At 62.9% G+C, this 26,006-nt stretch carries 26 protein-coding genes; 12 read left to right on the top strand and 14 right to left on the bottom strand.

Going from position 1 to position 26,006, the window contains the following annotated elements:
• The first annotated feature begins 58 nt into the window (after positions 1 to 58).
• Complete coding sequence (locus tag DES43_RS01075; RefSeq protein WP_035023711.1) at positions 59 to 1,252, top strand: hypothetical protein; 1,194 nt, start codon at positions 59 to 61, stop codon at positions 1,250 to 1,252.
• Between the two features lie 75 nt (positions 1,253 to 1,327).
• Here DES43_RS01075 and DES43_RS01070 read toward each other — a convergent pair whose 3' ends face one another.
• A complete protein-coding gene (locus tag DES43_RS01070) occupies positions 1,328 to 1,882 on the bottom strand; it encodes a GNAT family N-acetyltransferase (protein WP_035023713.1) in 555 nt (184 codons plus the stop codon).
• 317 nt (positions 1,883 to 2,199) lie between these two features.
• Here DES43_RS01070 and rirA point away from each other — a divergent pair, with 317 nt between their 5' ends.
• Positions 2,200 to 2,697: an iron-responsive transcriptional regulator RirA gene (gene rirA, locus DES43_RS01065; RefSeq protein WP_051520394.1), complete on the top strand. Its 498-nt coding sequence runs from the start codon at positions 2,200 to 2,202 to the stop codon at positions 2,695 to 2,697.
• A 65-nt stretch (positions 2,698 to 2,762) separates the two neighbouring features.
• Here the strand turns inward: rirA and DES43_RS01060 are convergent, their stop codons facing one another.
• The 6 genes from DES43_RS01060 to DES43_RS01035 all read right to left on the bottom strand — a co-directional run bounded on the left by DES43_RS01060 (position 2,763) and on the right by DES43_RS01035 (position 7,178).
• Positions 2,763 to 3,551 carry a heme ABC transporter ATP-binding protein gene (locus DES43_RS01060; RefSeq protein WP_035023715.1) on the bottom strand — a complete coding sequence of 263 codons (789 nt, stop codon included), beginning with the start codon at positions 3,549 to 3,551 and terminating at the stop codon, positions 2,763 to 2,765.
• 7 nt (positions 3,552 to 3,558) lie between these two features.
• On the bottom strand, positions 3,559 to 4,659 hold the full coding sequence (locus DES43_RS01055; RefSeq protein WP_051520395.1) for a FecCD family ABC transporter permease: 1,101 nt from the start codon (positions 4,657 to 4,659) through the stop codon (positions 3,559 to 3,561).
• Between the two features lie 12 nt (positions 4,660 to 4,671).
• Positions 4,672 to 5,565: a heme/hemin ABC transporter substrate-binding protein gene (locus DES43_RS01050; protein WP_035023717.1), complete on the bottom strand. Its 894-nt coding sequence runs from the start codon at positions 5,563 to 5,565 to the stop codon at positions 4,672 to 4,674.
• Positions 5,566 to 5,575: 10 nt separating this feature from the next.
• On the bottom strand, positions 5,576 to 6,637 hold the full coding sequence (locus tag DES43_RS01045) for a hemin-degrading factor (protein WP_035023719.1): 1,062 nt from the start codon (positions 6,635 to 6,637) through the stop codon (positions 5,576 to 5,578).
• Positions 6,638 to 6,662: 25 nt separating this feature from the next.
• Positions 6,663 to 6,872, bottom strand: coding sequence for a hemin uptake protein HemP (gene hemP / locus DES43_RS01040; protein WP_035023721.1), 210 nt, complete (start codon positions 6,870 to 6,872; stop codon positions 6,663 to 6,665).
• 111 nt (positions 6,873 to 6,983) lie between these two features.
• A complete protein-coding gene (locus tag DES43_RS01035; protein ID WP_035023724.1) occupies positions 6,984 to 7,178 on the bottom strand; it encodes a hypothetical protein in 195 nt (64 codons plus the stop codon).
• A gap of 156 nt (positions 7,179 to 7,334) precedes the next feature.
• Between DES43_RS01035 and DES43_RS01030 the strand changes: the two genes are divergently transcribed.
• Both DES43_RS01030 and hmuQ read left to right on the top strand, forming a co-directional pair.
• Complete coding sequence (locus DES43_RS01030) at positions 7,335 to 7,748, top strand: hypothetical protein (RefSeq protein WP_051520406.1); 414 nt, start codon at positions 7,335 to 7,337, stop codon at positions 7,746 to 7,748.
• Positions 7,749 to 7,881: 133 nt separating this feature from the next.
• Entirely contained in the window at positions 7,882 to 8,196 is a 315-nt protein-coding gene (gene hmuQ / locus DES43_RS01020) for a heme-degrading protein HmuQ (RefSeq protein WP_035023727.1), read from the top strand.
• Between the two features lie 74 nt (positions 8,197 to 8,270).
• Here the strand turns inward: hmuQ and putA are convergent, their stop codons facing one another.
• The gene (putA, locus tag DES43_RS01015) at positions 8,271 to 11,897 is read right to left on the bottom strand and encodes a bifunctional proline dehydrogenase/L-glutamate gamma-semialdehyde dehydrogenase PutA (protein ID WP_035023729.1); all 3,627 of its coding nucleotides are present in this window, start codon (positions 11,895 to 11,897) and stop codon (positions 8,271 to 8,273) included.
• A 171-nt stretch (positions 11,898 to 12,068) separates the two neighbouring features.
• Between putA and DES43_RS01010 the strand changes: the two genes are divergently transcribed.
• Positions 12,069 to 12,518 carry an Lrp/AsnC ligand binding domain-containing protein gene (locus DES43_RS01010; RefSeq protein ID WP_035023731.1) on the top strand — a complete coding sequence of 150 codons (450 nt, stop codon included), beginning with the start codon at positions 12,069 to 12,071 and terminating at the stop codon, positions 12,516 to 12,518.
• Positions 12,519 to 12,538: 20 nt separating this feature from the next.
• Here the strand turns inward: DES43_RS01010 and DES43_RS01005 are convergent, their stop codons facing one another.
• Positions 12,539 to 12,970, bottom strand: a complete 432-nt coding sequence (locus DES43_RS01005) for a FixH family protein (RefSeq protein ID WP_245264638.1) — start codon at positions 12,968 to 12,970, stop codon at positions 12,539 to 12,541.
• 170 nt (positions 12,971 to 13,140) lie between these two features.
• A complete protein-coding gene (locus DES43_RS01000) occupies positions 13,141 to 14,598 on the bottom strand; it encodes an NAD-dependent succinate-semialdehyde dehydrogenase (protein ID WP_035023732.1) in 1,458 nt (485 codons plus the stop codon).
• A gap of 430 nt (positions 14,599 to 15,028) precedes the next feature.
• Here DES43_RS01000 and DES43_RS00995 point away from each other — a divergent pair, with 430 nt between their 5' ends.
• Entirely contained in the window at positions 15,029 to 15,577 is a 549-nt protein-coding gene (locus DES43_RS00995) for a histidine phosphatase family protein (RefSeq protein ID WP_035024098.1), read from the top strand.
• Positions 15,578 to 15,593: 16 nt separating this feature from the next.
• Here the strand turns inward: DES43_RS00995 and DES43_RS00990 are convergent, their stop codons facing one another.
• Positions 15,594 to 16,028, bottom strand: a complete 435-nt coding sequence (locus DES43_RS00990; protein ID WP_035023734.1) for a GFA family protein — start codon at positions 16,026 to 16,028, stop codon at positions 15,594 to 15,596.
• A gap of 178 nt (positions 16,029 to 16,206) precedes the next feature.
• Here DES43_RS00990 and DES43_RS00985 point away from each other — a divergent pair, with 178 nt between their 5' ends.
• From DES43_RS00985 to DES43_RS22270, 6 genes are all read left to right on the top strand, one after another.
• Entirely contained in the window at positions 16,207 to 16,488 is a 282-nt protein-coding gene (locus tag DES43_RS00985; RefSeq protein ID WP_035023736.1) for an acyl carrier protein, read from the top strand.
• Between the two features lie 34 nt (positions 16,489 to 16,522).
• Positions 16,523 to 17,710, top strand: coding sequence for a beta-ketoacyl-ACP synthase (locus tag DES43_RS00980; RefSeq protein ID WP_035023738.1), 1,188 nt, complete (start codon positions 16,523 to 16,525; stop codon positions 17,708 to 17,710).
• A 14-nt stretch (positions 17,711 to 17,724) separates the two neighbouring features.
• On the top strand, positions 17,725 to 18,996 hold the full coding sequence (locus DES43_RS00975; protein WP_035023740.1) for a beta-ketoacyl-ACP synthase: 1,272 nt from the start codon (positions 17,725 to 17,727) through the stop codon (positions 18,994 to 18,996).
• A gap of 77 nt (positions 18,997 to 19,073) precedes the next feature.
• On the top strand, positions 19,074 to 20,102 hold the full coding sequence (locus DES43_RS00970; protein WP_035024100.1) for a zinc-binding dehydrogenase: 1,029 nt from the start codon (positions 19,074 to 19,076) through the stop codon (positions 20,100 to 20,102).
• 82 nt (positions 20,103 to 20,184) lie between these two features.
• Complete coding sequence (locus DES43_RS00965; RefSeq protein ID WP_133674773.1) at positions 20,185 to 21,102, top strand: lipid A biosynthesis lauroyl acyltransferase; 918 nt, start codon at positions 20,185 to 20,187, stop codon at positions 21,100 to 21,102.
• A gap of 99 nt (positions 21,103 to 21,201) precedes the next feature.
• Positions 21,202 to 21,369 carry a hypothetical protein gene (locus tag DES43_RS22270; RefSeq protein ID WP_156953449.1) on the top strand — a complete coding sequence of 56 codons (168 nt, stop codon included), beginning with the start codon at positions 21,202 to 21,204 and terminating at the stop codon, positions 21,367 to 21,369.
• 67 nt (positions 21,370 to 21,436) lie between these two features.
• Here the strand turns inward: DES43_RS22270 and DES43_RS00960 are convergent, their stop codons facing one another.
• From DES43_RS00960 to DES43_RS00950, 3 genes are read right to left on the bottom strand one after another with little or no spacing between them, the layout of a single operon-like run.
• Positions 21,437 to 22,360, bottom strand: coding sequence for a dimethyl sulfoxide reductase anchor subunit family protein (locus tag DES43_RS00960; protein WP_035023744.1), 924 nt, complete (start codon positions 22,358 to 22,360; stop codon positions 21,437 to 21,439).
• A gap of 3 nt (positions 22,361 to 22,363) precedes the next feature.
• A complete protein-coding gene (locus DES43_RS00955) occupies positions 22,364 to 23,122 on the bottom strand; it encodes a 4Fe-4S dicluster domain-containing protein (RefSeq protein WP_035023746.1) in 759 nt (252 codons plus the stop codon).
• Entirely contained in the window at positions 23,119 to 25,965 is a 2,847-nt protein-coding gene (locus DES43_RS00950; protein WP_035023748.1) for a molybdopterin oxidoreductase family protein, read from the bottom strand. The genes DES43_RS00955 and DES43_RS00950 overlap by 4 nt, the downstream gene beginning before the upstream one ends.
• Between the last annotated feature and the right edge of the window lie 41 nt (positions 25,966 to 26,006).

Genomic DNA, 26,006 nt, shown 5'->3' with positions numbered 1-26,006 from the left:
CCCTGCTGCTGCGGGCAGATGCAGGAATATTTCTCTCAAGATACCACTGGAGCCCATGATGAGCTTTCAACGCAAGAACCGGAACAGGCTGTCACTTTCTACCTTCCTGTTCGCGCTGGCCATGGGTCCCGCATCGGCTCAAAGCATCGATGACGTGGCGGCGCGCCTGAAGTCGACCTTCAGCGAGCAGGGCGTCGAAATCGACTGGTCGGGCGTTTCCGGCGACACCTCGTCGATGCTGCTTCAGGGCGTGAAGTTCAAGCCGGCCGGCGTTGAACAGCCCATGGACATCGGCGATGTGACGCTCAAAGGCATAAGCGAGGCGAACGGCGACTACAGGATCGCCACGGTTTCGACGAATGCCTATTCCCGGACCGAGGGAGAACTCGCCTTCGAAATGAGCCCGTTCGTCATGCGCGACGTGGTTCTCTTTGCCGACGGCACCAACAGCCCGTTCGGCGGCATGCTTTATTACCGCGCGGCCAATCTCGACGACCTTGCCGTCAAATCGGCCGGCAAGACGGCGTTCTCCGCCTCCGGCATCGCGATCGAAATGTCCGAGTTCGACGGCGGCAAGCCCGTTTCCATGACAGCCACCGTTCCGTCTTTCACCAGCGATCTCACGCTGATCGAGGACCCCAGGTACAAGGATGCCATCAACGCTCTGGGCTACCAGAACATCAAGGGCTCCATCCTCATGGACGGCAGCTGGAACCTGGCCGATGGCAAGATGGACATTACGAAATACGACATCAAGGTCGACGACGCCGGCACATTCGGCATGACCTTCAGCATCGGCGGATACACCGTCGAGTTCATCAAGTCCGTTCAGGAGTTGCAGAAGCAGATGGCCGCCATGCCCGAAGATGCCGACAATTCCGCGCAGGGCATGGCCATGCTGGGTCTGATGCAGCAGCTCAGCTTCAACAGCGCATCGGTCCGCTTCATCGACAATTCGCTCACCAACAAGGTTCTCGAATATGTCGGAAAGCAGCAGGGCATGTCCGGCAAGGATGTCGCCAACCAGGCCAAGGCCATCATTCCGTTCGGCCTCGCCCAGTTGCAGAACCCCGATCTGACGGCACAGGCTTCGGCGGCTGTGAACCAGTATTTCGACAATCCGCGCAGCCTGGAAATTCTCGCCAGCCCCGCCTCGCCCGTGCCGTTCGCCATGATCATGGCCGACGCCATGGCCAACCCGGCCAATCTCACCAAGACGCTGGGTGTCGCGGTCAAGGCCAACCAGAACTGACCGGCAGAGCCCGTAAACAGAAAGGCCGTAGCGGAAACGCTGCGGCCTTTTTCATACGCTGAACTCCGTAGCTTTTCAGGCCGGCTCCAGGACGGCTCCCTGATACCCATGGCTGGCCGCGAGCACGCCCACCGGCATCAGCGGATCGAGATGGATGGTGCCGAGCGTTTCCCCGTCCTCGAACACCAGCTTGGCATTGTAGCTCCGCGCAAGTGCGCGCATGGCAGCATTCTGCGGGTGGGTGGTGACCAGCAGCTTGGTGTAGCCGAAGTCCCTTGCCTTCTCGATAAGGCGCTCGAAAAGCTTGCCGCCGAGCCCGCGATGCTGGAGATGGCGTTCGACGCTGAAGGCGATCTCGGCCGTCGGCTGGCTTTCCTCGGCGCGCTCGTGAATTTCGGCTGCGCCCAGCACCTCGTCCCCCTCGACATAGCCGATCACCGTGGTGCCGGCTGCGAAGGAACGGTATGCATAGGCGGAAATGAATCGATCGTCGGCAAGGCCGTTGAAACGGTCACGCCGGCTTTCAGCATCGAGCCTGAGAAGATGCGCGCGGAACCTCGGCAAATCCGAGGGTCTTAGCTGGCGTATGGTCCCCGTCAGGCGAGCGGGGCTGTTGAAGTTCTGCTCCATGTCGCACTCCTCTGGGTTCCTCCCTGAGTCGCTTCCGACGCGCCTAATATTGTGCAATGCAGCATAATTATCAAGTGGTTGCGGCCCATCGCAAACCACCAGGAACGGGAGGCTGCCATGCGAAATCGGATGGCTTGCAGCGCCGCTTCCGCACTTTGAACGCCCTGCCCGGCGACAAAGCGTGCATTGCCACGTTTGACGCCATAAAACTGCGTCCATAAAGGTGACGAATAAATTCATAATTTTTAGCGGGCTTGTCTAGAATTATTCCAAGGTATAGGTCATATATAACGCACTGCTTCCTGCGAGGATGAATCATGCGACTCACGCGCCAGACCAATTACGCCATACGTATCCTGATGTATTGCGCGACAAATGACGGCCAGCTGAGCCGTATCCCCGAGATCGCCGCAGCCTATACGGTCTCGGAACTCTTCCTCTTCAAGATCCTCCAGCCGCTCGTCGAGAACGGGCTGGTGGAAACCGTGCGGGGCCGCAACGGCGGCGTTCGTCTCGGCAAGCCGGCCGAGGAGATCACCCTGTTCGAGGTCGTCCGCGTCACGGAAGACAATTTCTCGATGGCCGAATGCTTCGATAGCGATACCGCCGATTGCCCCCTCATCGACAGCTGCGGGCTCAACTCTGCGCTGCGGGAGGCTCTTGGCGCTTTCTTCGCCGTTCTGGAAAAGCACACAATCGCCGATCTGGTCGCTGCCCGCCCCAATATGCGCGAGGCGCTCGGCATCGACAACATTGCGCCCCGCAAAGTCGGCGTGCGCAAGGTCGCGGTCGAGCACAGGGCGCCCGCGGCCTGATCCGGCGGCAGGCCGGGTCCTGCAAATAAAATCATCGACGGCCGGCCTTGCTGGCCGTTCTCGTTTCAGATCGCAGATTGCGGCAGAACGAACGGCGTATTGCCGGCGGGCACGGCACCGACGCGCAACTTGCAGCCGAAAACGCGCTCGATCAACGCATCGCTGAGCACGTCCTTCGGAGCACCCACCGTATCCAGAGTGCCCCGATGCATGACATGAATGCGGTCCCCATACATCGCAGCCAGATTGAGGTCGTGCAATATGGCGACCACCCCGCCTCCGGCGCGCGCGAAATCGCGTGCAATGTCCATGATGATGAGCTGGTGCTTGATATCGAGACTGGAAACCGGCTCATCGAGGAACAGGTAACGCGGCCGCCCATCCAGAACCGGCATCCACACCTGGCACAGCACCCGTGCAAGCTGCACGCGCTGCTGCTCTCCGCCGGAGAGTTCCTGGTAGAAGCGGCCGGCGAAACCGTCCAGATCGACGCGCGCCAGAGCCCGCTCGGGCAGAAGATCCGCTTCCGGCCCGATCACCCCGGATCGCCCTCCGATGAGTCCCATCTTGACGATTTCGCGGACCGTGAAGGGAAACGACAGCATCGTCGCCTGCGGCAGCACGGCACGGATGGCCGCAGCTTCCGCGGGCTTGAGGGACTTCAGATCACGGCCATTGAATGTGACGCGGCCGGAATGGGAAAGCTCCCCGCATAAAGCCTTCAGCATCGTGGTCTTGCCCGAGCCGTTCGGGCCGACGATGGTGGCGAGTTCGCCGGGCCCGGCAGAGAAGTCGACACCATGGACGATGCGTTTCGTGCCGATATGAACGGAAATGCCCTGCGCTTCGATCATGACGGCCTCACAGATCGATGACGCCGCGCTTGCGCAGCAATATCCACAGGAAGAAAGGCGCACCGGCAATGGCCGTGACGATCCCGATCGGCAGTTCTGCGGGCGCCACGATGGTGCGTGCCACGGCGTCCCCCAGCAAAAGCAGCGAGGCGCCCAGCAGCGCCGAGGCCGGCAGCAGATAGCGGTTGTCTGGCCCCATGGCCAGCCGCAACAGATGCGGCACCACGATGCCGACGAAGCCGATGCCGCCGCTGACCGCCACGGAGGAGCCGACCGATGCCGCCACGCTGACGATGGCGATATATTTCAGCCTCTGCACCGGGATGCCAAGGTGGGTAGCCGTCGCCTCGCCCAGCGCCAGCGCATTCAGGCCACGCGCCAGAAAAGGCGTTGCGGCCATGGCAAGAACCATGATCGGCGCCACCGCGCCGATCTTGAGCCAGGTGGCGCCCGCCAGCGAGCCAAGCTGCCAGAATGTCAGGTCCCGCAATTGCCGGTCGTCGGTCACGAACACCAGAATGCCGGTGACGGCACCCGCAAGCGCGGCAAGCGCAATACCCGCCAGAAGCATGGTGGCGACTGACGTGCGCCCCTGACGCGTCGCCACCTTGTAGAGCACGAGCGTTGCAGCAAGACCGCCCAGAAACGCACCGACCGGCAACGAAAACGTACCCAGCGCCGTTGTCAGCGGCGCCAGTACGGTGCCGCCGAGAACAATGATCAGCACCGCGCCGAGACCGGCGCCGGCCGAAACGCCGATCAGGCCGGGATCGGCCAGCGGATTGCGGAACAGGCCCTGCATCACCGCGCCGGAAACGGCCAGCGAAGCGCCGACAAGAGCGCCCAGCATAACCCGCGGCAGGCGTATGTCGTTGATGATGATACGGTCGCGCACCCTCAGCGCGTCTTCGCCGGCACCGGAAAGCCAGCCCCGCGCAACCGAGATGGCCGACGCGTCGGAGGCCCCGGATGCAAGGCTGAACAGCATGGTCAGGCCAAGCAGGACAGCCAGTATGACGATGACCAGCCGGGCGAGCGCCGAGCGGTCACCGGCGGCAACAGCGTTTCTGAGGCCGGAGCTTCTTCGGGCGGCAATGTGGTTCGTCATTCGGGTGCGCGTTCAGTCGGCGATCTGGTCGCCATAGAGTGCCACCGCAACGTCACGAACAGCGTCGGCGGTGCGTGGACCGAAACCGAGCATGTAGGCGCCATCCATGCGCATGATCTTGCCGGCCTTTCCGGCAGGCGTGCTCGCGATGGCCGGATTATTTAGGATTTCGTCGTCGTTCGCAGTATGCTCGCCTGCCCGGCTCATCATCAGGATGACGTCGGGACGCGCCTCGACGATCGCCTCTTCCGTGAGCTGCTTGTAGCCAGAATATCCCTCTATGGCGTTCACCGCGCCAGCGAGGGCGATGATGCCGTTGGCAGCCGTATCGGCCCCGGAAGCCATGACCTTGCCGCCCTGCATCGACAGGATGAAGAGGACGCGCTTGTGTTCCTTCACGTCCTTCGTACGCTCTTCGGCGGCCCTGAGCTTCGCATCGATCTCCTTTGCCAGAACATCCGCCTTCTGCTCGACGCCAAGCGCCGTGCCGACAGCACGGATCTTCGCGAGGATGCCTTGATGATCGAAGCGTTCCGCCACCTCTATATAAGGCACGCTTGCCTTCTTCAGGACATCGATGGTTTCCTTCGGACCGCTTCCTTCGAGGGCCAGAATGCCGCCCGGGCTTACCGAAAGCACACCTTCCGGCGAAAGCTGGCGCATGTAGCCGACATCGGGAAGCGCCATCGCCTCGGGCGGAAACACGCTCGTGGTATCGCGCGCGATGAGGCGGTCACCTTCCCCCAGCGCGAAAACGATCTCGGTGATCGAGCCGCCAATGGCCACGATCCGCGAAGGATCGTCGAATTTCCCAATCGCCTCATCGGCCTGAGCGGAAAACGGCGTGGCCACGGCCAGGCACAACATCACGGCAGCGCGCGATGCGAAACGGGAGAGAATTGTCATTGCAGCACCTTCAAGCCGGAAGCGAAACCGGCACCTTGGGAAGATTTTCGGCAAGGAAGCGCCAGTCGTCACGCTCCATTTCGCCCTCATGGCGCTCACCGAAAAACTGGATAATCATCCTGCCCCGGGAATCGTAGGCTTCTATCGACGTCACAAACCCATCTCGCGTCGGTTTGCGAACACCCCACACCTCGGCGATATGGTCGAGGCGCAAATGCAGGTGGAACGTCTCGTCGAGGACGTTCAGCCACGGCCCCATCGGCTTCACCGAGCTGATCGGACCCGTATGTATCTGGATGCAGCCGTGATTGCCGACGAAACACATGATCGGCAAGCCTTCGGCCGCAGCATGGTGCATCAGGGCGGCAACCGCATCCTCGTCGACCCTCCACGCGTATTCCGGGCCGACCATGCGCATGGCCTGAAGGCGGCCGATCTTCAGCGCACGCAGCATTCCGAAGAACTGATGCACATCCATGAGCGCACCCCAGCGCTCGCGCAGGTCCTCGACATCGACCGACGCTCCCTCGAAAGACGCAGAATCAGGTTCGGAAGCCGGATCGATGTCGATATGAAGACCCTGATCGGCGCTGCGCAATTCCTCGACCAGCTTGTGAAAGGCATAAAGATTGGAGGCGTTGCGCAGATGGATCTTGTGCACCGCATGGCCTGCCCGGTCGAAGAACTGCAGGCTGTGGCGCAGGTCGTCGCCAGTGCGCTTTTCCACCGCAAATCCATGCGCCCACGCCTTTGGGAAAATGCGCAGGTCGATGTCGCGGCCGAGCACGAGCGCATTGTGCTCGCCAGCCGAAATCTTGTCATAGACGCCGATCTTCTCGTGCACGGCGCTCTCGTTGCGGGTCAGCGCCATCACTTCGCCCACCCCGCGCAGACCGCTGAGAACGGCCGCGACCCGGGTATCGATGCGCACGACCTCATGGCCGCAATGCGCCGCCAGAAGCTCGGCCTCCGATATGCCGAGCTGCGCCGACAGATCGCGCTCGCGCATCCTGGGATTTTCGGTCCGGGCCCGCCTGATCTCGAACGGGCTCGGCTTTACGCGCTGGTCCATGGCTCCACCTGTTGAAAGGCGACGCTTACTTGTTCAGGATCAGCTTGCCCTGACGGGTGATCTTGAGCCGGTAGAGCGCACCGTGATGCTCGATGCCGATCTCGTGCTCGCCCTGGAACAGGCTGTTGGAAGAAAGCGTCCTGACGGAAAATGGCGTGCGCTCGACCCGCACCGGAACAGGCTGGTCCGCGCGGCGGATGCGATAGCGGAAGTCGTCGGGAGTGTGCGCAGTCATCGGTCTCGGTCCCTCTCGTTGGATGGCTAGGGGCTAGCTCGACATGACCATTTCTTGACTGCAATGATCATGTTTTATAACCACTGCAATACCGGACCAAATTAGTCAACATTAAAGGTCGGCGCCAGAACAAAAAAGCAGCGGATGAAAGCTGCCGTGCGGATTTTCACCCACAGGGAATATCTCCGCCGCGACTGCCGTCATCGGGACGGCCAGCCCGCCGATCGGCGGCAAGGGTAGCGAGGCACCGCCGTCATCCGACTTTTTTGACAACACAGCCGAATTTGGGCTCTCGACAATCGCCATGCGAGCATGCAGGACTTATAACATGCCAGAGCGGTTCAAGTTTTCAATTCCGGTCCGGTATCCGGCGAAACGCGGCCAGCGTGCTGGTCAAACTGCATGCTGAACGGCAAGAAAGGTGACGACGAAGTGAAACGCCCTGCACTTTTCCAGATCGCGATGCTGGCATTCGCCGGCCTTGTGGCTTCCCCGAGCTTTGCGCAGGACGCCGCGCCTGAACAAACTTCCGCGCTTTCGCTCGAACTCAACGCGGCCCAGCCGTCCGACAAAGGTTGCAGGCTGACATTCGTGGTCAACAACGGCCTCGGCTCGGACCTCACCAAGGCATCTTACGAGATCGCCCTGTTCGATGATTCGGGCGTCGTGGACCGCATGACGGTCCTCGACTTCAAGGAACTGCCGGCCGGCAAGACCAAGGTAACACGCTTCGACCTTTCAGGCATGGACTGCACGAAGATCTCGCGCGTGCTCGTCAACGGTTCAAACGATTGCGCCGGAGAAGGTATCGAGCCATCAGCCTGCATGAAGGCGCTCAAGCCCAGTTCGAAGACCGACATCAGATTCGGCCTGTGAACCGGTTTCCGTTAGAGCATTTCCGCTTTTCCTCGAATCGCAGAAGCGCTCTAACCTTTTGTTTTTACGCAATTCCGAACGCAAAACCGCTTCGCACTTTTGCTGGAATTGCTCTAATCTGAAAGGATAGTCGATGTACATTGCCATGAACCGTTTCAAGGTCCTGAAGGGCTCGGAAACGGATTTCGAGAACCTCTGGAAAAACCGCGATTCGAAGCTGCACGAGATGAAGGGCTTCCGCACCTTCCACCTGCTGCGCGGGCCGGTGAATGAAACCGAGGGTTACACGCTCTATGCCTCGCACACGGTGTGGGAAAGCGAGGACGACTTCATCGCCTGGACGAAGTCGCAGAACTTCCGCGATTCTCACAAGAACGCCGGAACCGGCAAGGTATTGACGGCGGGGCATCCCCGGTTCGAAGGCTTCTCGGCGATCGAGGGCGCCTGAGCCCCTTTTGCCACGGCCTTTCAACCCTTCATGATGACAGCGGCTCCGGGGCCATGTCCCCGGAGCCTTTTAAATCATACGCTCGCAAGCAGGCTGGCATTGCCTCCGGCCGCGGTCGTATCGACACAAACCGCACGCTCATGCGCGTAAGCGGCCGGATAGATCACTTCGGTGACCAGCGGCACAATCGGGCCTGCCCGTTCGGCCAGTGCGCGACGAATGGCGCTCGCCTCATCCGCAGCGCCTGAAAAGGCAACGACGTCGACCGGCAGCGACGAGAGCTGCGCCTCGTCGGGACGCGCATCCAGCACGGCGATGGGCAGCCCCTTGCCGGTCAGCGCCGAAAGTACGGCAGCAGCATCAGGTGCGGCGGCCAGCACGGCATTTCCGGCCGCCAGAGCCTGAATCGCCTGCGCCAGAAGCGTGTCGGCATCGGGACCGAGGACGAGCACGCGGCCGCGCGGCGTCAGCGCCAGGGTGTTCGCCTCGCCGGTGGGGCCCGGCAGGTCGACCTGCCCGAAATCGATGCCCGCAGCGGCGGCAACCGCAGCCGCTCCCTTGCCCCGCAAATGCTTGCGCAGGATGGCGATGCGATCCGGCCGCGCCGACCAGTTGCCGAGCGACGGATCGGGCATGTTGTCCTTCAGTTCCTTCGCCGTCGCCACGCGGGCCGCCGCCACGCGGGCCGCCGCAAGCGCTCCGCCCGCTTCAGCACTTTTGCGGAACCGGCGCAGATAATGCGGGCCGCCGGCTTTGGGACCTGTGCCCGACAGCGCCTCGCCTCCGAATGGCTGCGACCCGACCACGGCACCGATCTGGTTGCGGTTGACATAGATGTTGCCGGCATGGATCCCATCCACGAAGTGCTGGGCGCGGCCTTCGATGCGGGTATGCAGGCCGAAGGTGAGACCATAGCCGCGTGCATTGACCGCTCCGATCACCGAATCGAGCTTGTCGGCCTCGAATGCCGCCACATGCAGCACCGGGCCGAACACCTCGCGCTCGATCTCCTCGATGCCACGCACCGAGATGACATGCGGTGCGACGAAACGGCCGCCTTCCGGTGCATCCAGCTTTGCCACGACCTTGCCGCGCGACGCCATATCGCTGCAGTAGCCGCCGATGGCCTCCTGCGCCTCAGCGTCGATGAGCGGGCCGACATCGGTGGAGATCGACCATGGATTGCCGAGCCGCAGCTCCTCCATGGCACCGACGAGCATTTCCCGCACTTTCTTTTCCACGTCCTTCTGGACGTAGAGGATGCGCAGCGCCGAGCAGCGCTGGCCCGCACTCTGGAAGGCTGAAGCCAGAATATCGCGCACCGCCTGCTCGGGCAGCGCGGTGGAATCGACCACCATGGCGTTGAGGCCGCCGGTTTCGGCGATGAGCATGGAATCGGGCTGCGCAGTGTCGGCAAGCTGCCTTTCGATCAGCTTTGCGACATCGGTCGAGCCTGTAAAGCAGACGCCGGCGATTCGCGGATCGGCGGTCAGCGGTGCCCCGACCGAGGGACCGTCACCCGGCAGGAGCTGGATCACATCTTCGGGAACGCCCGCCTCGCGCAGCAGTTCAACGGCACGACAGGCGATCAGCGGCGTCTGCTCGGCCGGCTTGGCGACGACAGCATTGCCAGTAACGAGTGCCGCCGCGATCTGGCCGGTGAAGATGGCGAGCGGAAAATTCCATGGCGAAATGCAGGCAATCACGCCGCGTGCTTCCGTTCCCGCTTCCGCATTTTCGGCTTCGGAAGCATAATAACGCAGGAAGTCCACCGCCTCGCGCACCTCGGCCACGCCATCGGCCAGTGTCTTTCCCGCTTCGCGCGTGGCCAAGGCGAAGAACTCGGCTGCATTGGCTTCATAAAGATCGGCCGCACGGCGCAGAATATCGGCCCGCTCGGCGACAGGGCGCGTGGCCCAGCCAGGCTGCGCCTTCACGGCAAATCCAACCGCCGCCTGCACCTGCGCTTCACCGGCCTCCGTCACCGTTCCAACCACCTCCCCGATAACGGCGGGGTTGACGACATCGCGCGCGCTGCCCTTGCCTTTGGCACGGGTGAGCGGCTTCGCCTGCCATCTGTACGGGGCGGCGAAGGGTGCCCGCTCCCGTTCGATTGCATCGAGCGTCACGACGTCGGTGATGTCCCAGCCTCTGGCGTTGCGGCGGTCTGCACCGAAGATTGCCGCTGGCTTCGCGATATTCGGATTGGCCGCCGGCCCCTGCGTTTCAACGATCTCCAACGGATCGCGGGCGATGGCTTCAGGCGGCACCGCCTCGTCGGTGAGCTGGTGCACGAAGGAGGAATTGGCGCCGTTCTCCAGAAGGCGGCGCACCAGATAGGCAAGCAGATCCGAATGAGCGCCGACAGGCGCATAGATGCGGCAACGCGTGCCTTCCGCCTTGCGCACCGTCTCGTGCAGCTGTTCGCCCATGCCATGCAGCCGCTGGAACTCGAAGCAGTTCCGGTCCGGGGCCATGGAGAGGATCGCGGCGACCGTATGGGCATTGTGCGTGGCGAACTGCGGATAGATGCGGTCGGTCATCGACAGCAGCTTTTTCGCGCAGGCCAGATAGGACACGTCCGTATTGGCCTTGCGGGTGAAGACCGGATAGCCGGAAAGTCCCATCACCTGCGCCCGCTTGATCTCCGTATCCCAGTAGGCGCCCTTCACCAGCCGCACCATGATGTTGCGGTCGAGCTTCTTCGCCAGTGCATGAAGCCAGTCGATGGCGAAGGCGCAGCGCGGCCCGTAAGCCTGCACAACGACACCGAAGCCGTTCCAGCCGGCAAGGCGCTCATCGGCCAGAACGCGCTCGATGACGTCCAGCGACAGGTCGAGCCGGTCGGCTTCCTCGGCGTCGATATTGAGGCCCATATTGGCCTTCTTCGCCGCCAGCGCCAGCGACAGCAGCCGCTCGGCCATCACCGGCAGCATGGTTTCCTTCTGGGCCACCTCGTAGCGTGGATGGATGGCCGACAGCTTCACCGAAATGCCGTGGTTGCGGCGAATGTCGGGGCCGTTTGCGGGCGTGTCCAGCGCGGCGATGGCGTCGGCATAGGCATTGAGATAGCGCAGGGCGTCCGCCTCTGTGCGCGCCGCCTCGCCCAGCATGTCGAAGGAATAGAGATAGCCCTTGTCGGTCATCGACCTGCCGCGCTTCATCGCCTCTGCGATGGTACGGCCAAGCACGAACTGCTCGCCCATTTCGCGCATCGCCGCAGCCACCGCCTTGCGGATCACCGGCTCTCCCAGACGGCGCACCATGGAGCGCAGCGTCTTTTCGATAGTGCCCTCGCCCTCGTCCAGAACCCGCCCGGTCAGCATCAGCGCCCATGTCGAGGCGTTGACGAAGATGGACGAGGACGAGCCGGAATGGGCCGACCAGTCGTGCGGGGCGATCTTGTCGGCGATCAGGTCGTCCATGGTCTCGGCGTCCGGCACGCGCAGCAGCGCTTCGGCCAGGCACATCAGCGCGACGCCTTCCTTGGTGGAAAGCCCGTAGGCCGAGAGGAAGACTTCCATCAGGCGCGGGTCGGACGAGCCGCGCACGGCCTTCACGAGTTCGACTGCCCGTTGGGTGATGCCCCTGCGCTCTTCGGGCGACAGGGCGACGGTCTCGACCAGCCGTTTTACGGCGGCGCCCTCGTCGGGCAGATAATTGGCGCGAATCTGCTGGCGGATGGAGGCAAGGGTGGGCATGGCGTTCCTGTCGAAACAAAAGCAAATCTCAACGGTCTGGCGGCCGCCACGACCGATAGGAAAATCCTAGCACGAGCCCTGAAATTTATCCGGTCCAAAAAAATGGACAATTCAGCTCATATGAACTAATTATTTTCCAATTTTTCGCTCAAAGGAATTTCATAAGCGCATATGGAAGATCATCTGGACCGCATGGATCGAAGCATCCTTGCCGCGCTGGGACGCGATGGCCGGCTTTCCATGGCGGAACTGGCCGCAAGGGTGGGTCTGTCGAAGACGCCGGTGCAGGCACGCGTGAAGCGGCTGGAGCGCGACGGCTTCATCCGCGGCTACAGCGCCATCATCGACCGCGAGCGCATGGGCGAAGGCCATGTCGCCTTCGTACAGGTGAAACTGTCGGACACGCGCTCGGCGGCGCTCGACGAGTTCAACCGTGCTGTCCAGAATGTGCGGGAAATCGAGCAATGCCACATGATGGCGGCGAGCTTCGACTATCTCCTGAAAGTCCGCACCAGCGACATCGCCAGCTATCGCCGCGTGCTGGGAGAGCGCATTTCTGCCCTGCCCCACGTCGCACAGACCTCGACCTTCGTGGCGATGGAGACCGTCAAGGAGCGGTAATCTATAGAAAATTCAATACATTACAGGACGATGTTGAAGACCACCGTATCGGTTCCGGCAGCCGCGAATATCCACAGGCGCAACTGCCACCAGCCGGGAACGGAGAACCTAACGCCTTCGATCCGGTAGCGCCCGTTGCCCAGATAGCCTGTCGCCTGCGGGCTGGTCGGCAAGCCCAGATTTTGCTCGGCCATCCCGCCGGAAACGTGCAGCGCGGCGTTCTCCACCGGCTGCCCCTCTTTCGATTTGACCGTGACCAGCCACGACTGGGTTTCGCCTATGCGAATCGCGCCCTTTTCCGGCTGCATGATGACGCTGAACAGGCCATTCTCGCTCTGCTTGGCCTTGGCGATGTCCTGCCTGGTCTTGTCTGCCCCCCAGAAATAGACAGCGGCAAGAATGGCGATAAACGCCGCCGTGATGCCGGCGGAGATGAGAAGATTGCGCCCCAAGGATGCCAAAACGTTGCCCCGGCCGGAAATGGAACCTGATCGCCCGGCAAACCGGATCACGATCGGATTATATGGGTTTCATGATCCTTATGACCAGAGTCCGTTGCCTTCGGAAACGGAAAAGGGCGCGCCGAAGCGCGCCCTGATCTCAGGGGACCAGAGGTCCCTCATCAAAGGCCAAGTCCGCCGATGCAGACATATTTGGTGTCGAGATAGTCGTCCATGCCCTGATGGCCGCCCTCGCGGCCGAGGCCGGATTCCTTGACGCCGCCGAACGGCGCTTCCGGCGTGGTGATGATGCCTTCGTTAACGCCGACCATGCCGTATTTCAGGCCCTCCATGACGCGGAAGGCGCGGCCGAGATCGCCGGTGTAGAAGTAGCAGGCCAGCCCGAACTCCGTATCGTTGGCCAGTGCGACGGCCTCTTCCTCGGTCTCGAACCTGAAGACAGGCGCGAGCGGCCCGAAGATTTCCTCCTTCATGAACTTCATCTGCGGGGTCGCGCCGGCCACCACGGTCGGCTGGAAGAACGAACCGCCCAGTTCATGGCGCTTGCCGCCGGTGACGACCTTGCCGCCCTTGGCAACCGCGTCCTCGATGAATTCCTCGACCTTTTCGACCGCATTGACGTCGATCAGTGGGCCCTGCTGCACGCCTTCGTCAAGCCCCGGCCCGACCTTCAGCGACGCGGAAGCCTCGGCGAGCTTTTCCACGAAAGCATCGTAGATGCCGGCCTGCACGAAGAAACGGTTGGTACACACGCAGGTCTGGCCGGAATTGCGGAACTTCGCGGCGATCGCACCCTGCACCGCGCGGTCGATGTCGGCATCGTCGAACACAAGGAACGGCGCGTTGCCGCCGAGTTCCATGGAAACTTTCTTCACCGTCGAGGCGCATTTTTCCATGAGCATCTTGCCGACTTCCGTCGAGCCGGTGAAGGTCAGCTTCTTGACCAGCGGGTTGGCGCAAATCTCATCGCCGATAGCGCCGGCCGAACCCGTCACGATGTTGACGACGCCCTTCGGGAAGCCGACTTCCTCGCACAGCGCACCCCATGCAAGACCGGAGTAAGGCGTCTGCGAAGCAGGCTTGACGACAGCGGTACAGCCAGCGGCGAGCGCGGGGCCGAGCTTGCGCGACAGCATGGACGAGGGGAAGTTCCACGGCGTGATCGCGGCAACCACGCCGACCGGCTCCTTCGTGACCAGCACACGGCGATCGGCCCATGGAGAAGGCACCACATCGCCATAGGCGCGACGCGCTTCTTCGGCGAACCACAGCACATAGGCGGCGGAAGAGCCGACTTCACCCCTGGCCTCCGTCAGGGACTTGCCCTGCTCCATGGTCAGCAGTTCGGCCAGCGCATCCTGATTGTCCATGATGGCGTCATGCAGCTTGCGCAGCAATTTCGAGCGATCCAGCGCCGAAGTCCTGCGGAACGACTGAAACGCCTCTTCGGCAGCTGCGATGGCGCGGCGGGTTTCGGCAGCGCCCGATTTCGGCACGGTGCCGATCTTGAGGCCCGTGGCAGGATTGATCACGTCGATGGTCTGGCCGGAATCGGCCTGCACCCATTCACCGTTGATGAGATTGGCCTGCTTCATGAAATGGCTGGTCTTCTGGAGCATATGCTTGCCTCCGCTGGGCGCTGTTCCAGCGCCGCTGTCAGGAATTCGTGAAACGACGCGCCGGGAAACACGCGCACACGCCGCTCTTATCGCAGGCAAACTACACGGATCAACCGCTTTCGCCTATCTTTGCGCTGGTCCAGTGCGGCGTATTTCATCCCGATATGTACCCGGCCACGACCAGCCACGTTGATGCCGTCACCGTCGCCATCAACGTGGACAGGGTCATCTGGTTCGAGGCCAGCCCCTGCCCGATCAGGGAAGACATGCAACTCCACGCCAATACACGCCGGCAGCACGCTTCATCGCAGCGGGCACAGGGAAGGTAAGGGTTCGTCAACGAATAGTTGATTCGCCCGCAAACCCCGCCTTCTTGTTTTTCAAAGGGCTTTGGCGTCCCTATATGCCTCGAATCGAAACAGGAATGCTCATGCTCCGATACCTCACCGCGCTGCTCGTCCTGCTCTTTGCCCTGCCCGCCAGCGCCACGGATGCAGGCTGGGCGGCATTGCGCGAAGGCGGGCATGTCGTGCTGCTGCGGCATGCCATGATCAGCGGCAGCGCCGAGCCCGCCAATTTCGACATCGGGCAATGCAATACGCAGCGCAACCTGTCCGATCGTGGCAGGCAGCAGGCGCGAAAGATCGGCGCGCTGTTCGGCGCGCGCGCCGCCCGCATCGAAAGGGTGCAGTCGAGCCGCTATTGCCGGTGCCTGGATACGGCGCGCCTTGCCTTCGGAAGTCAGCCCGAAGCTCTCGACGCGCTCGACCCGCTGAGCGAGGACGCAGAAGAACGGTCCCGGCAGATAGACGCGATTCTCGAAGAAATCCGCACCTATTCGGGTTCGGATCTGCTGGTGCTGGTCACCCATCTGGAAAATATTCAGGAAATCACCGGCGTTTCCCCCCGCGAGGGCGAGGTTGTCATCGTCGCTCCGCAAGGCGACGGCGTTCGAGTGCTGGGGCGTGTGACGTTCTGAAGCCGACGTGCGGCCCTCACGCCTCGGCTGCGATGAATTTCAGGACGCCGACGATGCCCGACCCGCTGCGCTTGCCGTCCGAAGGATGGTTGATGCCATCCGTCACCGGCACTTCTCCGAAATCGAACGGGCTCACGCCTTCGAGGCAGGCCGCATTGACACCGTATTCATTCGGGTTGGAGCGCCTCTGGTGATGGGTGTAGATGCCGCAGACCGAACAGAAATAGTGTTTGGCGGTGCCAGTGTTGAATTGATAGAGGGTCAGCTTGTCCCGCCCCTCCAGAATATCGAAGTCGCCGGGTTCGGCCGTCACCGCAACGGCACCGCGCATCCGGCAATAGCTGCATGTGCAGCGGCGCGCCGAACGCAGCCCGTCGCGCAGGCGCACATGGAACCGGACAGTTCCGCAATGGCAGGCGCCGCGGGCTTCACTCATATCGAAATTGGGCATTGCAATCTCCATCTGGTGGACCGACATCAGGCTGGCATGGAAAAGCGCCACCAAGCGTCAACAGCAGGGCCATGGCCCGGGCTGCGGCACATTCGGCCTTTTCCTGCCGGCAAAAACCGATTAGACAGCGGCCAAACGCTTGAATACAGCTTTCGCCGGAAAACCGAAGGAAAAGCCCTTGTCTACCACGTTCGATAAAGTCGCCAAGATCATCGCCGACACCAGCGAGATCGACCTTGCCACGATCACGCCCGACAGCCACACCATCGACGATCTGGGCATCGACAGCCTCGACTTCCTCGACATCGTGTTCGCCATCGACAAGGAATTCGGCATCAAGGTTCCGCTCGAAAAGTGGACCCAGGAGGTCAATGACGGCAAGGCATCCACCGACGAATATTTCGTCATGAAGAACCTCTGCGCCAAGATCGACGGTCTGATCGCCGCCAAGGGCGCCTGAGCCCTCCGGACAGGCAGAGGATCGTCAAAATCATATGAGCGCTCGCGACGTCGTCATCACCGGCATCGGCCTCGTCTCCTCCCTTGGGGAGGGTGCCGATACGCACTGGCAGAAGCTGTCCGCTTCCGGCACGAAGCCGGTGATCGATGCAGAGCGCTTCGCGCCCTACACCATCCATCCGCTGCCGGAGATCGACTGGAGCCTCCAGATCGCCAAGCGCGGCGATCAGCGCCAGATGGAGACCTGGCAGCGCCTCGGCACCTATGTCGCCGGGCTCGCACTGACCGACGCCGGCATCAAGGACAATGAGGACCTTTGCGCCACCATGGACATGGTGGTGGCGGCAGGCGGCGGCGAGCGCGACGTGGCCGTCGATTCCGACATTCTGGCCGCTTCCGTGCAGCGCGACGACTTCGACGTTCTGCTCAACGAAAAGCTGACCACGGAGCTGCGCCCCACCCTCTTCCTGGCCCAGCTTTCCAATCTGCTGGCCGGCAACATCTCCATCGTCCACAAGGTCACCGGCTCCTCGCGCACCTTCATGGGCGAGGAAGGCGCGGGCGTTTCGGCCATCGAGACGGCGGCCGCGCGCATCCGGTCGGGCCAGTCCACCCACATGCTGGTCGGCGGCGCGTTCCAGACCGAGCATCCCGATATGCTGCTGGGCTACGAGCTTGCCGGCTACCTGCATCGCGGCGAGTGGAAGCCGGTCTGGCAGCGGCAGGGCGCGGAAGGCGGTGGCATCGTTTCCGGCTCCGGCGGCGCGTTCCTCGTGCTGGAAAGCCGCGAGCATGCCAAAAAGCGCGGCCAGCGCATCTATGCCACCCTCGGTCCCGTTGCCTCCGGCCGTGCCCGTCGCGGCAAGGACGAACTGGCAGCCGGAATCGGGAAGCTGCTCGATACGATCGATGCACCCGAAAACGGGCTGCTCGCCATTTCCGGTGCATCCGGCGCGCACAAGGCGACCGCCACCGAAAAGGCCGTAATAGACGCCAGGACCGACATTGCAGCGCGCGCTTTCTCGACGCTGACCGGCCATCTCAAGGAAGCGCAGTTCCCGTTCGCCGTGGCCCTCGCCGCCCTCGCCGTCGCCAACAGCGCCGCCTATCCGCCTTTCGAGGCCGGCGAGAAGGCATTCGACGGGCCGCTGAAATCCGTTCTGGCAACGACCATCGGCTATCACCATTTCGAGGGCATGGCGCTGGTCAGCGCATCAGATTGAAGCCGGAGCCTGACATGACGAAGTTCACGGATCATCTTGGACGTCCCGTCGTGGCCGTCACCGGTATCGGCGTAGTGACTTCGCTCGGCGTCGGCAAGAAAGACAACTGGGAAGCGCTGACCGCCGGCAGGTCCGGCATCCATCCGATCACGCGCTTTCCTGTCGACCAGCTCAACACCCGCATCGCCGGCACGGTGGATTTCCTCGCCTCCAGCTCCAAGGGCGCCAGCGCGCTGACCTACGAACTGGCCGAGACTGCCGCCGGGGAAGCCATCACCGAAGCGGGCTTTACCATCGACGATTTCGGCGGACCGCTGTTCCTCGCCTCTCCGCCGGTGGAACTCGACTGGCACGACCGCCTCGCGCTCTACAAGGGCGGTGATCGCGAACCCGCCTCGGACCGGTTGCTGGAGGTTGCGCGCAACCTCAATTCGCTGGAGATGTTCGATTCCGCGCAGTTCGCCTCCATCGCCGACCGTCTGGCCGACCGTTTCGGCGCGACCGGCCTGCCGATCACGCTTTCCACCGCCTGCGCATCCGGCGCGACCGCCATCCAGCTCGGCGTCGAGGCAATCCGGCGCGGCGAGGCGCAGCGCGCGCTCTCCATCGGTGCGGACGGCTCGGCCACCGCCGAGGCGCTGATCCGCTTCTCGCTGCTGTCGGCGCTCTCGACCAGCAACGACGCTCCTGAAAAGGCTTCAAAACCCTTCTCGAAGGACCGCGACGGATTCGTTCTGGCCGAAGGCTCGGCGGCGCTCGTGCTGGAATCGCTGGAATCCGCCACAGCCCGCGGCGCGACAGTGCTTGGCATCATTCAGGGCTGCGGCGAGAAGGCCGACGATTTCCACCGCACCCGCTCCAAGCCGGACGGCTCACCTGCCATCGCGGCGGTGCGCGCCGCCCTTGCCGACGCGGGACTGGGCGAGGATGGCATCGACTACATCAACGCCCATGGCACCTCGACGCCGGAAAACGACAAGATGGAGCATATGTCGCTGTCGACCGTGTTCGGCGAGCACATCAACCGCATTCCGATCTCGTCCAACAAGTCGATGATCGGCCACACGCTGTCCGCCGCCGGCGCCATCGAGGCCGCCTTTTCGCTGATGACGATGCGCGAGGGCGTCATTCCGCCGACCATCAATTACGACAATCCCGATCCGGCGATTGCGCTGGATGTCGTGCCCAACGTGAAGCGCGAGGCCAGTGTGAGGACGGTGCTCTCCAACTCCTTCGGCTTCGGTGGCCAGAACACCTGCCTTGTCATGGCACGGGAACCTGTCTAATCCCCCTGGGGTGAAATTAATTGCACGGACGGGACGGCCCTGCCGCCCGTTCTTTCGTTGATATGGAGCGTCGTTCGATGCGCGCACTGCAACTCATCGAGGATCGCCGTCTGGAGACGGTTGACATCGCCCCGCCGCCCGCCCCCGCACAGGGCGAGGTGACGCTGCGCATCAAGGCCGTGGCGCTCAACCACATCGACGTCTGGGGCTGGCGCGGCATGGCCTTCGCCAAGCGCAAGCTGCCGCTCACCGTCGGCGCTGAGGCTTCCGGCGAGGTCGAGGCGGTCGGCCCCGGCGTGTCGAACCTCCTGCCCGGCCAGCTCGTTTCCATCTACGGCGCGCGCACCTGTGGGCTGTGCCGCGCCTGCCGCGAAAAGCGCGACAATCTGTGCGAGCATGTTTCCGGCGTGCACGGCTTCCACCTCGACGGCTTCGCGCAGGAAAAGATCAACCTGCCCGCCCGCCTTCTGGTGCCCGCCCCGCCTGGCGTCGATGCCATAGGCGCCGCCGTCGCGCCCGTCACCTTCGGCACGGTAGAGCACATGCTGTTCGACAACGCGAAGCTCCAACCCGGCGAGACGATCCTCATCCATGCCGGCGGTTCCGGCATCGGCTCAGCCGCCATCCAGCTTGCCAAGAAGATGGGCTGCACCGTCATCACCACGGTCGGCTCGAACGACAAGATCGAGAAGGCGAAGGCGCTGGGCGCCGATCATGTCATCAACTACCGCGAGGACCGCTTCGAGGGCGTCGTGCGCAAGCTGACGAAGAAGAAGGGCGTCGATGTGGTGTTCGAGCATGTCGGCAAGGACACCTGGGCCGGTTCGATGCTGAGCCTCAAGCGCGGCGGCCGTCTCGTCACCTGCGGCTCGACCTCGGGCGTATCGACCGAAGTGAACCTGATGATGCTGTTCCAGCAGCAGCTGAAGCTGCTCGGCTCCTTCGGGTGCCGCATGGAGAACATGGCCGATGCCATGCAGAAGATGGCGGCGGGGCTGGTCCATCCGGTCATCGACACTCAAGTCGATTTTGACGGTATCGACGCGGCGCTGAAGCGCATGGAAGGCCGCGACGTGTTCGGCAAGATCATCCTCAACGTCGGCTGAGGGATTTTTCGCCTTGGCCTCCGGTTCGACCGGCAACTGGCGGCGCGAGCTGAAATTCCGCACCGCCCTGCGCTTCCGCAAGATGCGGCATTGGCTGGTGGCGAAGCTTGCCATCGGCATCATGTCGGTACTGCGCCTGCTGCCGCCGGACAGCGCGCTCAACTTCGCCGGCCGTGTCGCCCGCCGCATCGGTCCGCTGACCGGCCGCCATCGGCTGACACTGGACAATCTGCGCCACGCCTATCCCGAAAAGAGCGAGGCCGAGATCGAAGCCATCGCCCTCGACATGTGGGGCAACATGGCGAAACTGGGTGCGGAATACATCTTCCTCGACAAGCTGTTCGATCTCGACCCCTGGTCGGACAAGCCCGGCCGCATCGAAGTCTCGAAGGAAAGCATCGCGCTGTTCGAGCGGATCGCTGCCGATAGTCATCGCCCGCACATCATCTTCACCGGCCATCTCGGCAATTTCGAATTGCTGCCGGTGGCGGCGGCTACCTTCGGCATGAAGGTGACGGCGCTGTTTCGTCCCCCGAACAATCCCTACATCGCCGAATATATCCAGTCGATGCGCGCATCGAACATGGGCGCGCTGCTGCCCTCGCTCAGCGGCGCATCCTTCGCGCTGGCCTCGATCCTCGATCAGGGCGGCAATGTCGGCGTGCTGGTCGACCAGAAATTCATCAGCGGGCTGGAAACGACCTTCTTCGGCCGCACCTGCCAGACCAATCCCCTGCTCGGCATGCTGGCGCGCCATTACGACTGCGACGTCTATCCGGCCCGTTGCGTGCGCCTACCGGGCAACCGATACCGGCTGGAAATCGAGGAAAAGCTCGACCTGCCGCGCGGTCCGAAAGGCAATGTGGACGTGAAGGCAACCACCCAGCTCGTCACCGATGTGGTCGAGCGCTGGGTGCGCGAGGACCCCGGCCAATGGATGTGGTTCCACAAGCGCTGGCAGCTCAGCGGCCGCCGCCGCACCATTCGCGGACGCAACTGACGCATCCCCGCAATCCGGTCATGAAGTGCCTTTGCGTCACTTCACCTTTCCCCACGATATGTTACACTATTTGTACGATGTTCGTGAGGGAGGCTTATTATGAAGACGACCAGGGACAGCAACCGCCCCCCGATGCTCTGGACCCCATGGGGAGAGCAGAAGATCGCGCAGCCGGGTGAGAAATTCGCAGCACTGCGCCGGCTCGCACTGAGACTGCGCAAGTCGCGCCAGTTCAAGCTTGCCCAGCAGAAGCCCACGGCAAACTGAACGCCACGCGATACGGCAGTTCGCCAGTCACATGGAACCGGCAGGGATGAGCATCCCTGCCTTTTTGTTATCCGCCATAGTAGTTCATCACCGCATGGCGGGCTTCGGCGAAAAACAGCCACCGCTCCGCCAGAAGCCCGGCCGAGAAGGCGGCCAGCGCAAGGCCGGCAATCAACGCTCCCGCCATGCCGCCTTGTGCCCACACCATCAGAACCAGCAACAGCATGGCCGGGACCACTGCCCCGAATGATACCGCAATCTTCCACAGTTTGGCGGCGTGCTTGCGCCCGACGCGAAAACCCATTTCACGGGTAAGATAGTTCTCCGTCATATGCGGACGCTCGAACAGGCGCACGCTGCCGAGATAACCAAGACCCGTCGCGCTTTCCTGCGTGGAAAGTGGCGCAAGCTCCCGCATCCGCATGCGCCATTTCACCTTCACCGCCCACGCCGCCGCCAGCGCAGCCAGTGCGCCTGCGGGCAGCAATCGCTCGACCGCACCGGAACATGCGGCAACGAAAAGAGCGATCATCAGCCCTCCGGCTATCGCGAAAAGAAGATAGCAGGCCGGTGTCAGCCTTGTGTGCCATGCCTGTACGGATTTGAGCGACGCATAGATCATGGCCGTGCAGAATACCGTGAAAAGGCTCATTGCCATGCCAAGAAGCCCCGGCAGCCAGAAATAGCGGCCCTCGATGACCGCCAGCCAGGCCGACCATGTGAGCGGCACGAAGGTGGCGATCGCCATAACCCCCTCGCGCGACAGCCAGCTCGAACGCCACTGGCTGAGCGCCCTCCAGGCGCGCTGCGGGTTGCCGAGATGTGCGGTTGAAGACAACAGCCCCGCCGAGATCAGCGCCAGCGCAACGACATGCGCGAGTTTCGTCGCTATGTGGGCGGGATCGAGCAGGCCGAGGCCAAGCATCGCTGCCAGCCCGTAGCCAAGGCCGGACAGTGTGGTGAACAGGATGATCGAAGGCGCCGGATGCAAATTTCAGATCCTGTCCAGCATCTTGTCCAGCCATCCGAACAGGCCGGTGGCGTCGCTTGTGTTTTCCGCTAGCAGGCCCGAGCTTGCCGAAAGCGGCTTGCGCTGGCGTGGTGGCAGGTACTTGTTGACCGGCCGGGTTCCCTGCTCCGGCATCAGATCGATGCCGCCGCGCTCCGCGACCAGTTTCGACACGTCCGATTCGGGATCGCCAAGATCGCCGAAATGGCGCGCATTGGCCGGGCAGGTGCGCACGCAGGCAGGCGTCCTGTCCGCTTCGTCCAGCGTCTCGTTGTAGATGCGGTCGATGCACAGTGTGCACTTCTTCATCACGCCGGCGGCAAGATCCATCTCGCGCGCGCCATAAGGGCATGCCCAGGCGCACAGGCCGCAGCCGATGCACTTGTCTTCCTCCACCAGAACGATGCCGTCATCGGCGCGCTTGTAGGAAGCGCCGGTAGGACACACGGTCACGCACGGCGCATTCTCGCAATGCAGGCAGGATTTGGGGAAATGCACGATGCGCGCCTCACCCGCTTCGCCCACCACCTCCCCATCCGGAACCACTTCGAAGGAATGCACGCGGTTCAGCCACGCGCCTGAAACCTCCGCCCCGTAAGGGTCCTGGTCGGAAAGCGCTGCACCATAACCGCCGGTGTTCCATTCCTTGCAATTGACCACGCAGGCATGGCAGCCGACACAGGTGTCGAGATCGATGACGAGGCCGAGCTTTCTCGGCGTAGGCAGGGCGGGAAGCGAGGTCATTGCGCCCACTCCTGTCCATAGCGGAGTTCCGAGGGGTGGGGCTCAGGCTCCGGCTGCGCGACCGGCGTCAGTTGTGGCTCGCTGACCGGACCGGCATCCGCCTTCTCGATGCGTACGCGCAGGTCGTACCAGGCAGCCTGTCCGGTCACCGGATCGGAGTTTGAAAGCCGCAATCCACCCTCACGCGGTGGCAGAAGTTCCGAGATCAGGTGATTCAGCAAAAAGCCTTTTCTGGCTTCGGGAACGTCTCTGTCCAGCGCCCATGTCCCGGCCCGCTTGCCGATGGCGTTCCAGGTCCACAAGGTGGACGCGTTCACCGCCTCCATGCGCGCTACCTCGACCTTGATGCGGCCGTGATGCGAACTCACCCACGCCCAGTCGCCGTCCCTGAGGCCAAGCTCGTCGCAGATCGGTCCCGGCACATAGAGTGGGTTGCGTGTGTGGATCTGGCGCAGCCATGCATTCATCGATCCCCATGAATGGTACATGGCCGCCGGCCGCTGGGTGATGGCGTGATAAGGGAACTCCTTCTGGTCCACCATCGCCTCGCCGAATGGCCGGTACCAGTGCGGCAGCGGGTCGAAGGACTGCATGATCCGCTCGCGATGCGTCCCGGGCGCTACCGGTTCGCGTACCCCTTCGGCCGAGAGCCGGAACTTTTGCAGGGATTCCTGATAGAGCTGGAAAGTCACCGGCTGCGGCGTGTCGAAGAAGCCCATGCGTACGGCGAAATCCTGATAGGCCTGGTTTGCGTGCTTGAAGAACTGCGCTTCCATCGGGATATGCGCCGAAAAGAACGAGCCGTTTTCGATATAGCGCTGCAATTGCCGCCGATTGGCCGCACCCCTGCCCGCCTTGTCGCCTTCCCGTCCACGGAAACCGGCCAGCGGCCCGATGCCCGGCCGCCGCTCATGGCGCACGATGTAGTCGGCGTAGTCCTTGTAGAGCGGCCTGCCGTGGCCGTCGGAAAACCCCGGCAGGTTGAGCCGCACGCCAATATCGAGCAGCACCGTCTGGAACGGCCGCACGTCGCGGTCCGGCTCCAGAACCGGCCAGCGGATGGCGTCCTGCACGGCATCCGGCTCGGAAATCGGCCGGTCGAGCAGCGAAATGCAGTCGTAACGCTCCAGATAGGTGGTGTCGGGCAGCACGAGATCGGCATAGGCAACCATCTCCGAGGCGTAAGCGTCGGAATAGATGATCTTCGGGATGCGGTATTCGCCGGTCTTCTCGTCCTTGTCCTCCAGCATCCTGATGGTGCCGGCCGTGTTCATGGACGAGTTCCACGCCATGTTGGCCATATACATGAACAGGACGTCGATCGGATAAGGGTCGCCGGCATGGGCATTGGCGATCACCATGTGCATCATGCCGTGCGCCGCGAAAGGCGCATCCCATGAAAATGCCTTGTCGATGCGCGCCGGCCTGCCGTTGGCATCGATCAGCAGGTCTTCCGGTCCGCGCGGGAAGCCCAGATGCGGCCCGGCCAGCGGCGTGTTGGAGCCGAAATGCTCGGCCTTGCCGTGCGGTGTCGGATGCGCCGACATCGGCTTCGGATAGGGCGGCTCGAAGCGGAAGCCGCCGGGGCAATCCACCGCGCCGATCAGCACCTGAAGCATATGCAGCGCCCGCGCCGTCTGGAAGCCGTTGGAATGGGCCGAAAGCCCGCGCATGGCGTGGAAGGAAACCGGCCGCCCGACATACCCTTGATGCCGCTGGCCGTTCATGTCCACCCATGGCTGCCCGATGAAGATTTCCTCCTCGAACGCCACGCGGGCGATTTCGGCCGCCAGCCCGCGAATCGTTTCGGGCCGCACGCCGGTTTCGGCCGCCACCGCCTCCGGTGCATATTTTTCATCCAGATATTTTTCGGCCAGAAGCTGGAACGACGGCACGGCAAAGCGCCCGTCACCGAGCTGCACCCGGCCAGACAGCGCCGCCCGCGCACCCCTGGTCCCAAGCGGCACGACCCTTTCCGTCACCGTTTCATGAATGAGCGGCCTGCCCTTGCCGTCGCGTGCGAACAGGCCATGATCGGCCGTGCCGGGTGCATCGATCACGAGCCAGGTGGCATTGGTGTAGCGCACCAGATAATCGACATCGATCCTGCGCGCCTTCAGCAATTCATGCACGACCGACAGGATCAGCAGCCCGTCCGTGCCCGGCCTGATGCCGATCCAGTTGTCGGCCACCGCCGAATAGCCGGTGCGGACCGGGTTGACCGAGACGAAGCGCGCGCCCCGCTTCTTCAGCCTGGCGATGCCCATCTTGATGGGGTTCGAATCATGATCCTCGGCCACGCCGAACATGACGAACAGTTTTGTCCGCTCCCAGTCCGGCGCGCCGAACTCCCAGAACGCCCCGCCGATGGTCATGATTCCCGCCGCCGCCATGTTGACCGAGCAGAAGCCGCCATGGGCGGCATAGTTGGGCGTGCCGAACTGCTGCGCCCAGAAACCGGTCAGCGATTGCGACTGGTCGCGCCCGGTGAAGAAGGCCAGTTTCTTCGGGTCGTTCGCACGAACCGCGCCCAGCCATTCGGCGGCCGTTGAAAGCGCCTCCTCCCACGATATTTCCTGAAACTGCCCGGAACCGCGCGGCCCGACCCGCTTCAGCGGCGCGCGCAGCCTCGCCGGGGCATAGTGCTGCATGATGCCGGCCGATCCCTTGGCGCACAGCACGCCCCTGTTCACCGGATGATCGCGGTTGCCCTCGATGTAGCGGATCTTGCCGTCCTTGATATGGACGTTGATGCCGCAGCGGCACGCGCACATGTAACAGGTGGTCTTGCGCACCTCATCCGCGACCGGCCTTGAAAGCGCGACACGCTCTCTGGGTTTCATCGGCAATGCTCCTCGCCACCAGTGGTAGCCGGGCTTGGCCG

Origin of the sequence: Aquamicrobium defluvii (assembly GCF_004363725.1) — a bacterium.
In the GTDB taxonomy this organism is placed as follows: Bacteria; Pseudomonadota; Alphaproteobacteria; order Rhizobiales; family Rhizobiaceae; genus Mesorhizobium; species Mesorhizobium defluvii.
Note: the sequence above shows the minus strand (reverse complement) of the source record. Positions and strands in the feature narration are given on the sequence as shown.

Excerpts from the sequence above, each read along its gene's own strand:
- DES43_RS01050 (WP_035023717.1), bottom strand. The coding sequence starts at position 5,565 with ATGACAATTCTCTCCCGTTTCGCATCGCGCGCTGCCGTGATGTTGTGC.
- DES43_RS00965 (WP_133674773.1), top strand. The coding sequence starts at position 20,185 with ATGCGGCATTGGCTGGTGGCGAAGCTTGCCATCGGCATCATGTCGGTA.
- DES43_RS00975 (WP_035023740.1), top strand. The coding sequence starts at position 17,725 with ATGACGAAGTTCACGGATCATCTTGGACGTCCCGTCGTGGCCGTCACC.
- hmuQ (WP_035023727.1), top strand. The coding sequence starts at position 7,882 with ATGTACATTGCCATGAACCGTTTCAAGGTCCTGAAGGGCTCGGAAACG.
- DES43_RS01075 (WP_035023711.1), top strand. The coding sequence starts at position 59 with ATGAGCTTTCAACGCAAGAACCGGAACAGGCTGTCACTTTCTACCTTC.
- DES43_RS01045 (WP_035023719.1), bottom strand. The coding sequence starts at position 6,637 with ATGGACCAGCGCGTAAAGCCGAGCCCGTTCGAGATCAGGCGGGCCCGG.
- DES43_RS00995 (WP_035024098.1), top strand. The coding sequence starts at position 15,029 with ATGCTCCGATACCTCACCGCGCTGCTCGTCCTGCTCTTTGCCCTGCCC.
- DES43_RS01010 (WP_035023731.1), top strand. The coding sequence starts at position 12,069 with ATGGAAGATCATCTGGACCGCATGGATCGAAGCATCCTTGCCGCGCTG.
- DES43_RS22270 (WP_156953449.1), top strand. The coding sequence starts at position 21,202 with ATGAAGACGACCAGGGACAGCAACCGCCCCCCGATGCTCTGGACCCCA.
- rirA (WP_051520394.1), top strand. The coding sequence starts at position 2,200 with ATGCGACTCACGCGCCAGACCAATTACGCCATACGTATCCTGATGTAT.
- DES43_RS00980 (WP_035023738.1), top strand. The coding sequence starts at position 16,523 with ATGAGCGCTCGCGACGTCGTCATCACCGGCATCGGCCTCGTCTCCTCC.
- DES43_RS01030 (WP_051520406.1), top strand. The coding sequence starts at position 7,335 with ATGCTGGCATTCGCCGGCCTTGTGGCTTCCCCGAGCTTTGCGCAGGAC.
- DES43_RS00990 (WP_035023734.1), bottom strand. The coding sequence starts at position 16,028 with ATGCCCAATTTCGATATGAGTGAAGCCCGCGGCGCCTGCCATTGCGGA.
- DES43_RS01070 (WP_035023713.1), bottom strand. The coding sequence starts at position 1,882 with ATGGAGCAGAACTTCAACAGCCCCGCTCGCCTGACGGGGACCATACGC.
- hemP (WP_035023721.1), bottom strand. The coding sequence starts at position 6,872 with ATGACTGCGCACACTCCCGACGACTTCCGCTATCGCATCCGCCGCGCG.
- DES43_RS00955 (WP_035023746.1), bottom strand. The coding sequence starts at position 23,122 with ATGACCTCGCTTCCCGCCCTGCCTACGCCGAGAAAGCTCGGCCTCGTC.
- DES43_RS01035 (WP_035023724.1), bottom strand. The coding sequence starts at position 7,178 with ATGGCGATTGTCGAGAGCCCAAATTCGGCTGTGTTGTCAAAAAAGTCG.
- DES43_RS00950 (WP_035023748.1), bottom strand. The coding sequence starts at position 25,965 with ATGAAACCCAGAGAGCGTGTCGCGCTTTCAAGGCCGGTCGCGGATGAG.
- DES43_RS01000 (WP_035023732.1), bottom strand. The coding sequence starts at position 14,598 with ATGCTCCAGAAGACCAGCCATTTCATGAAGCAGGCCAATCTCATCAAC.
- DES43_RS00970 (WP_035024100.1), top strand. The coding sequence starts at position 19,074 with ATGCGCGCACTGCAACTCATCGAGGATCGCCGTCTGGAGACGGTTGAC.
- DES43_RS01055 (WP_051520395.1), bottom strand. The coding sequence starts at position 4,659 with ATGACGAACCACATTGCCGCCCGAAGAAGCTCCGGCCTCAGAAACGCT.
- putA (WP_035023729.1), bottom strand. The coding sequence starts at position 11,897 with ATGCCCACCCTTGCCTCCATCCGCCAGCAGATTCGCGCCAATTATCTG.
- DES43_RS01060 (WP_035023715.1), bottom strand. The coding sequence starts at position 3,551 with ATGATCGAAGCGCAGGGCATTTCCGTTCATATCGGCACGAAACGCATC.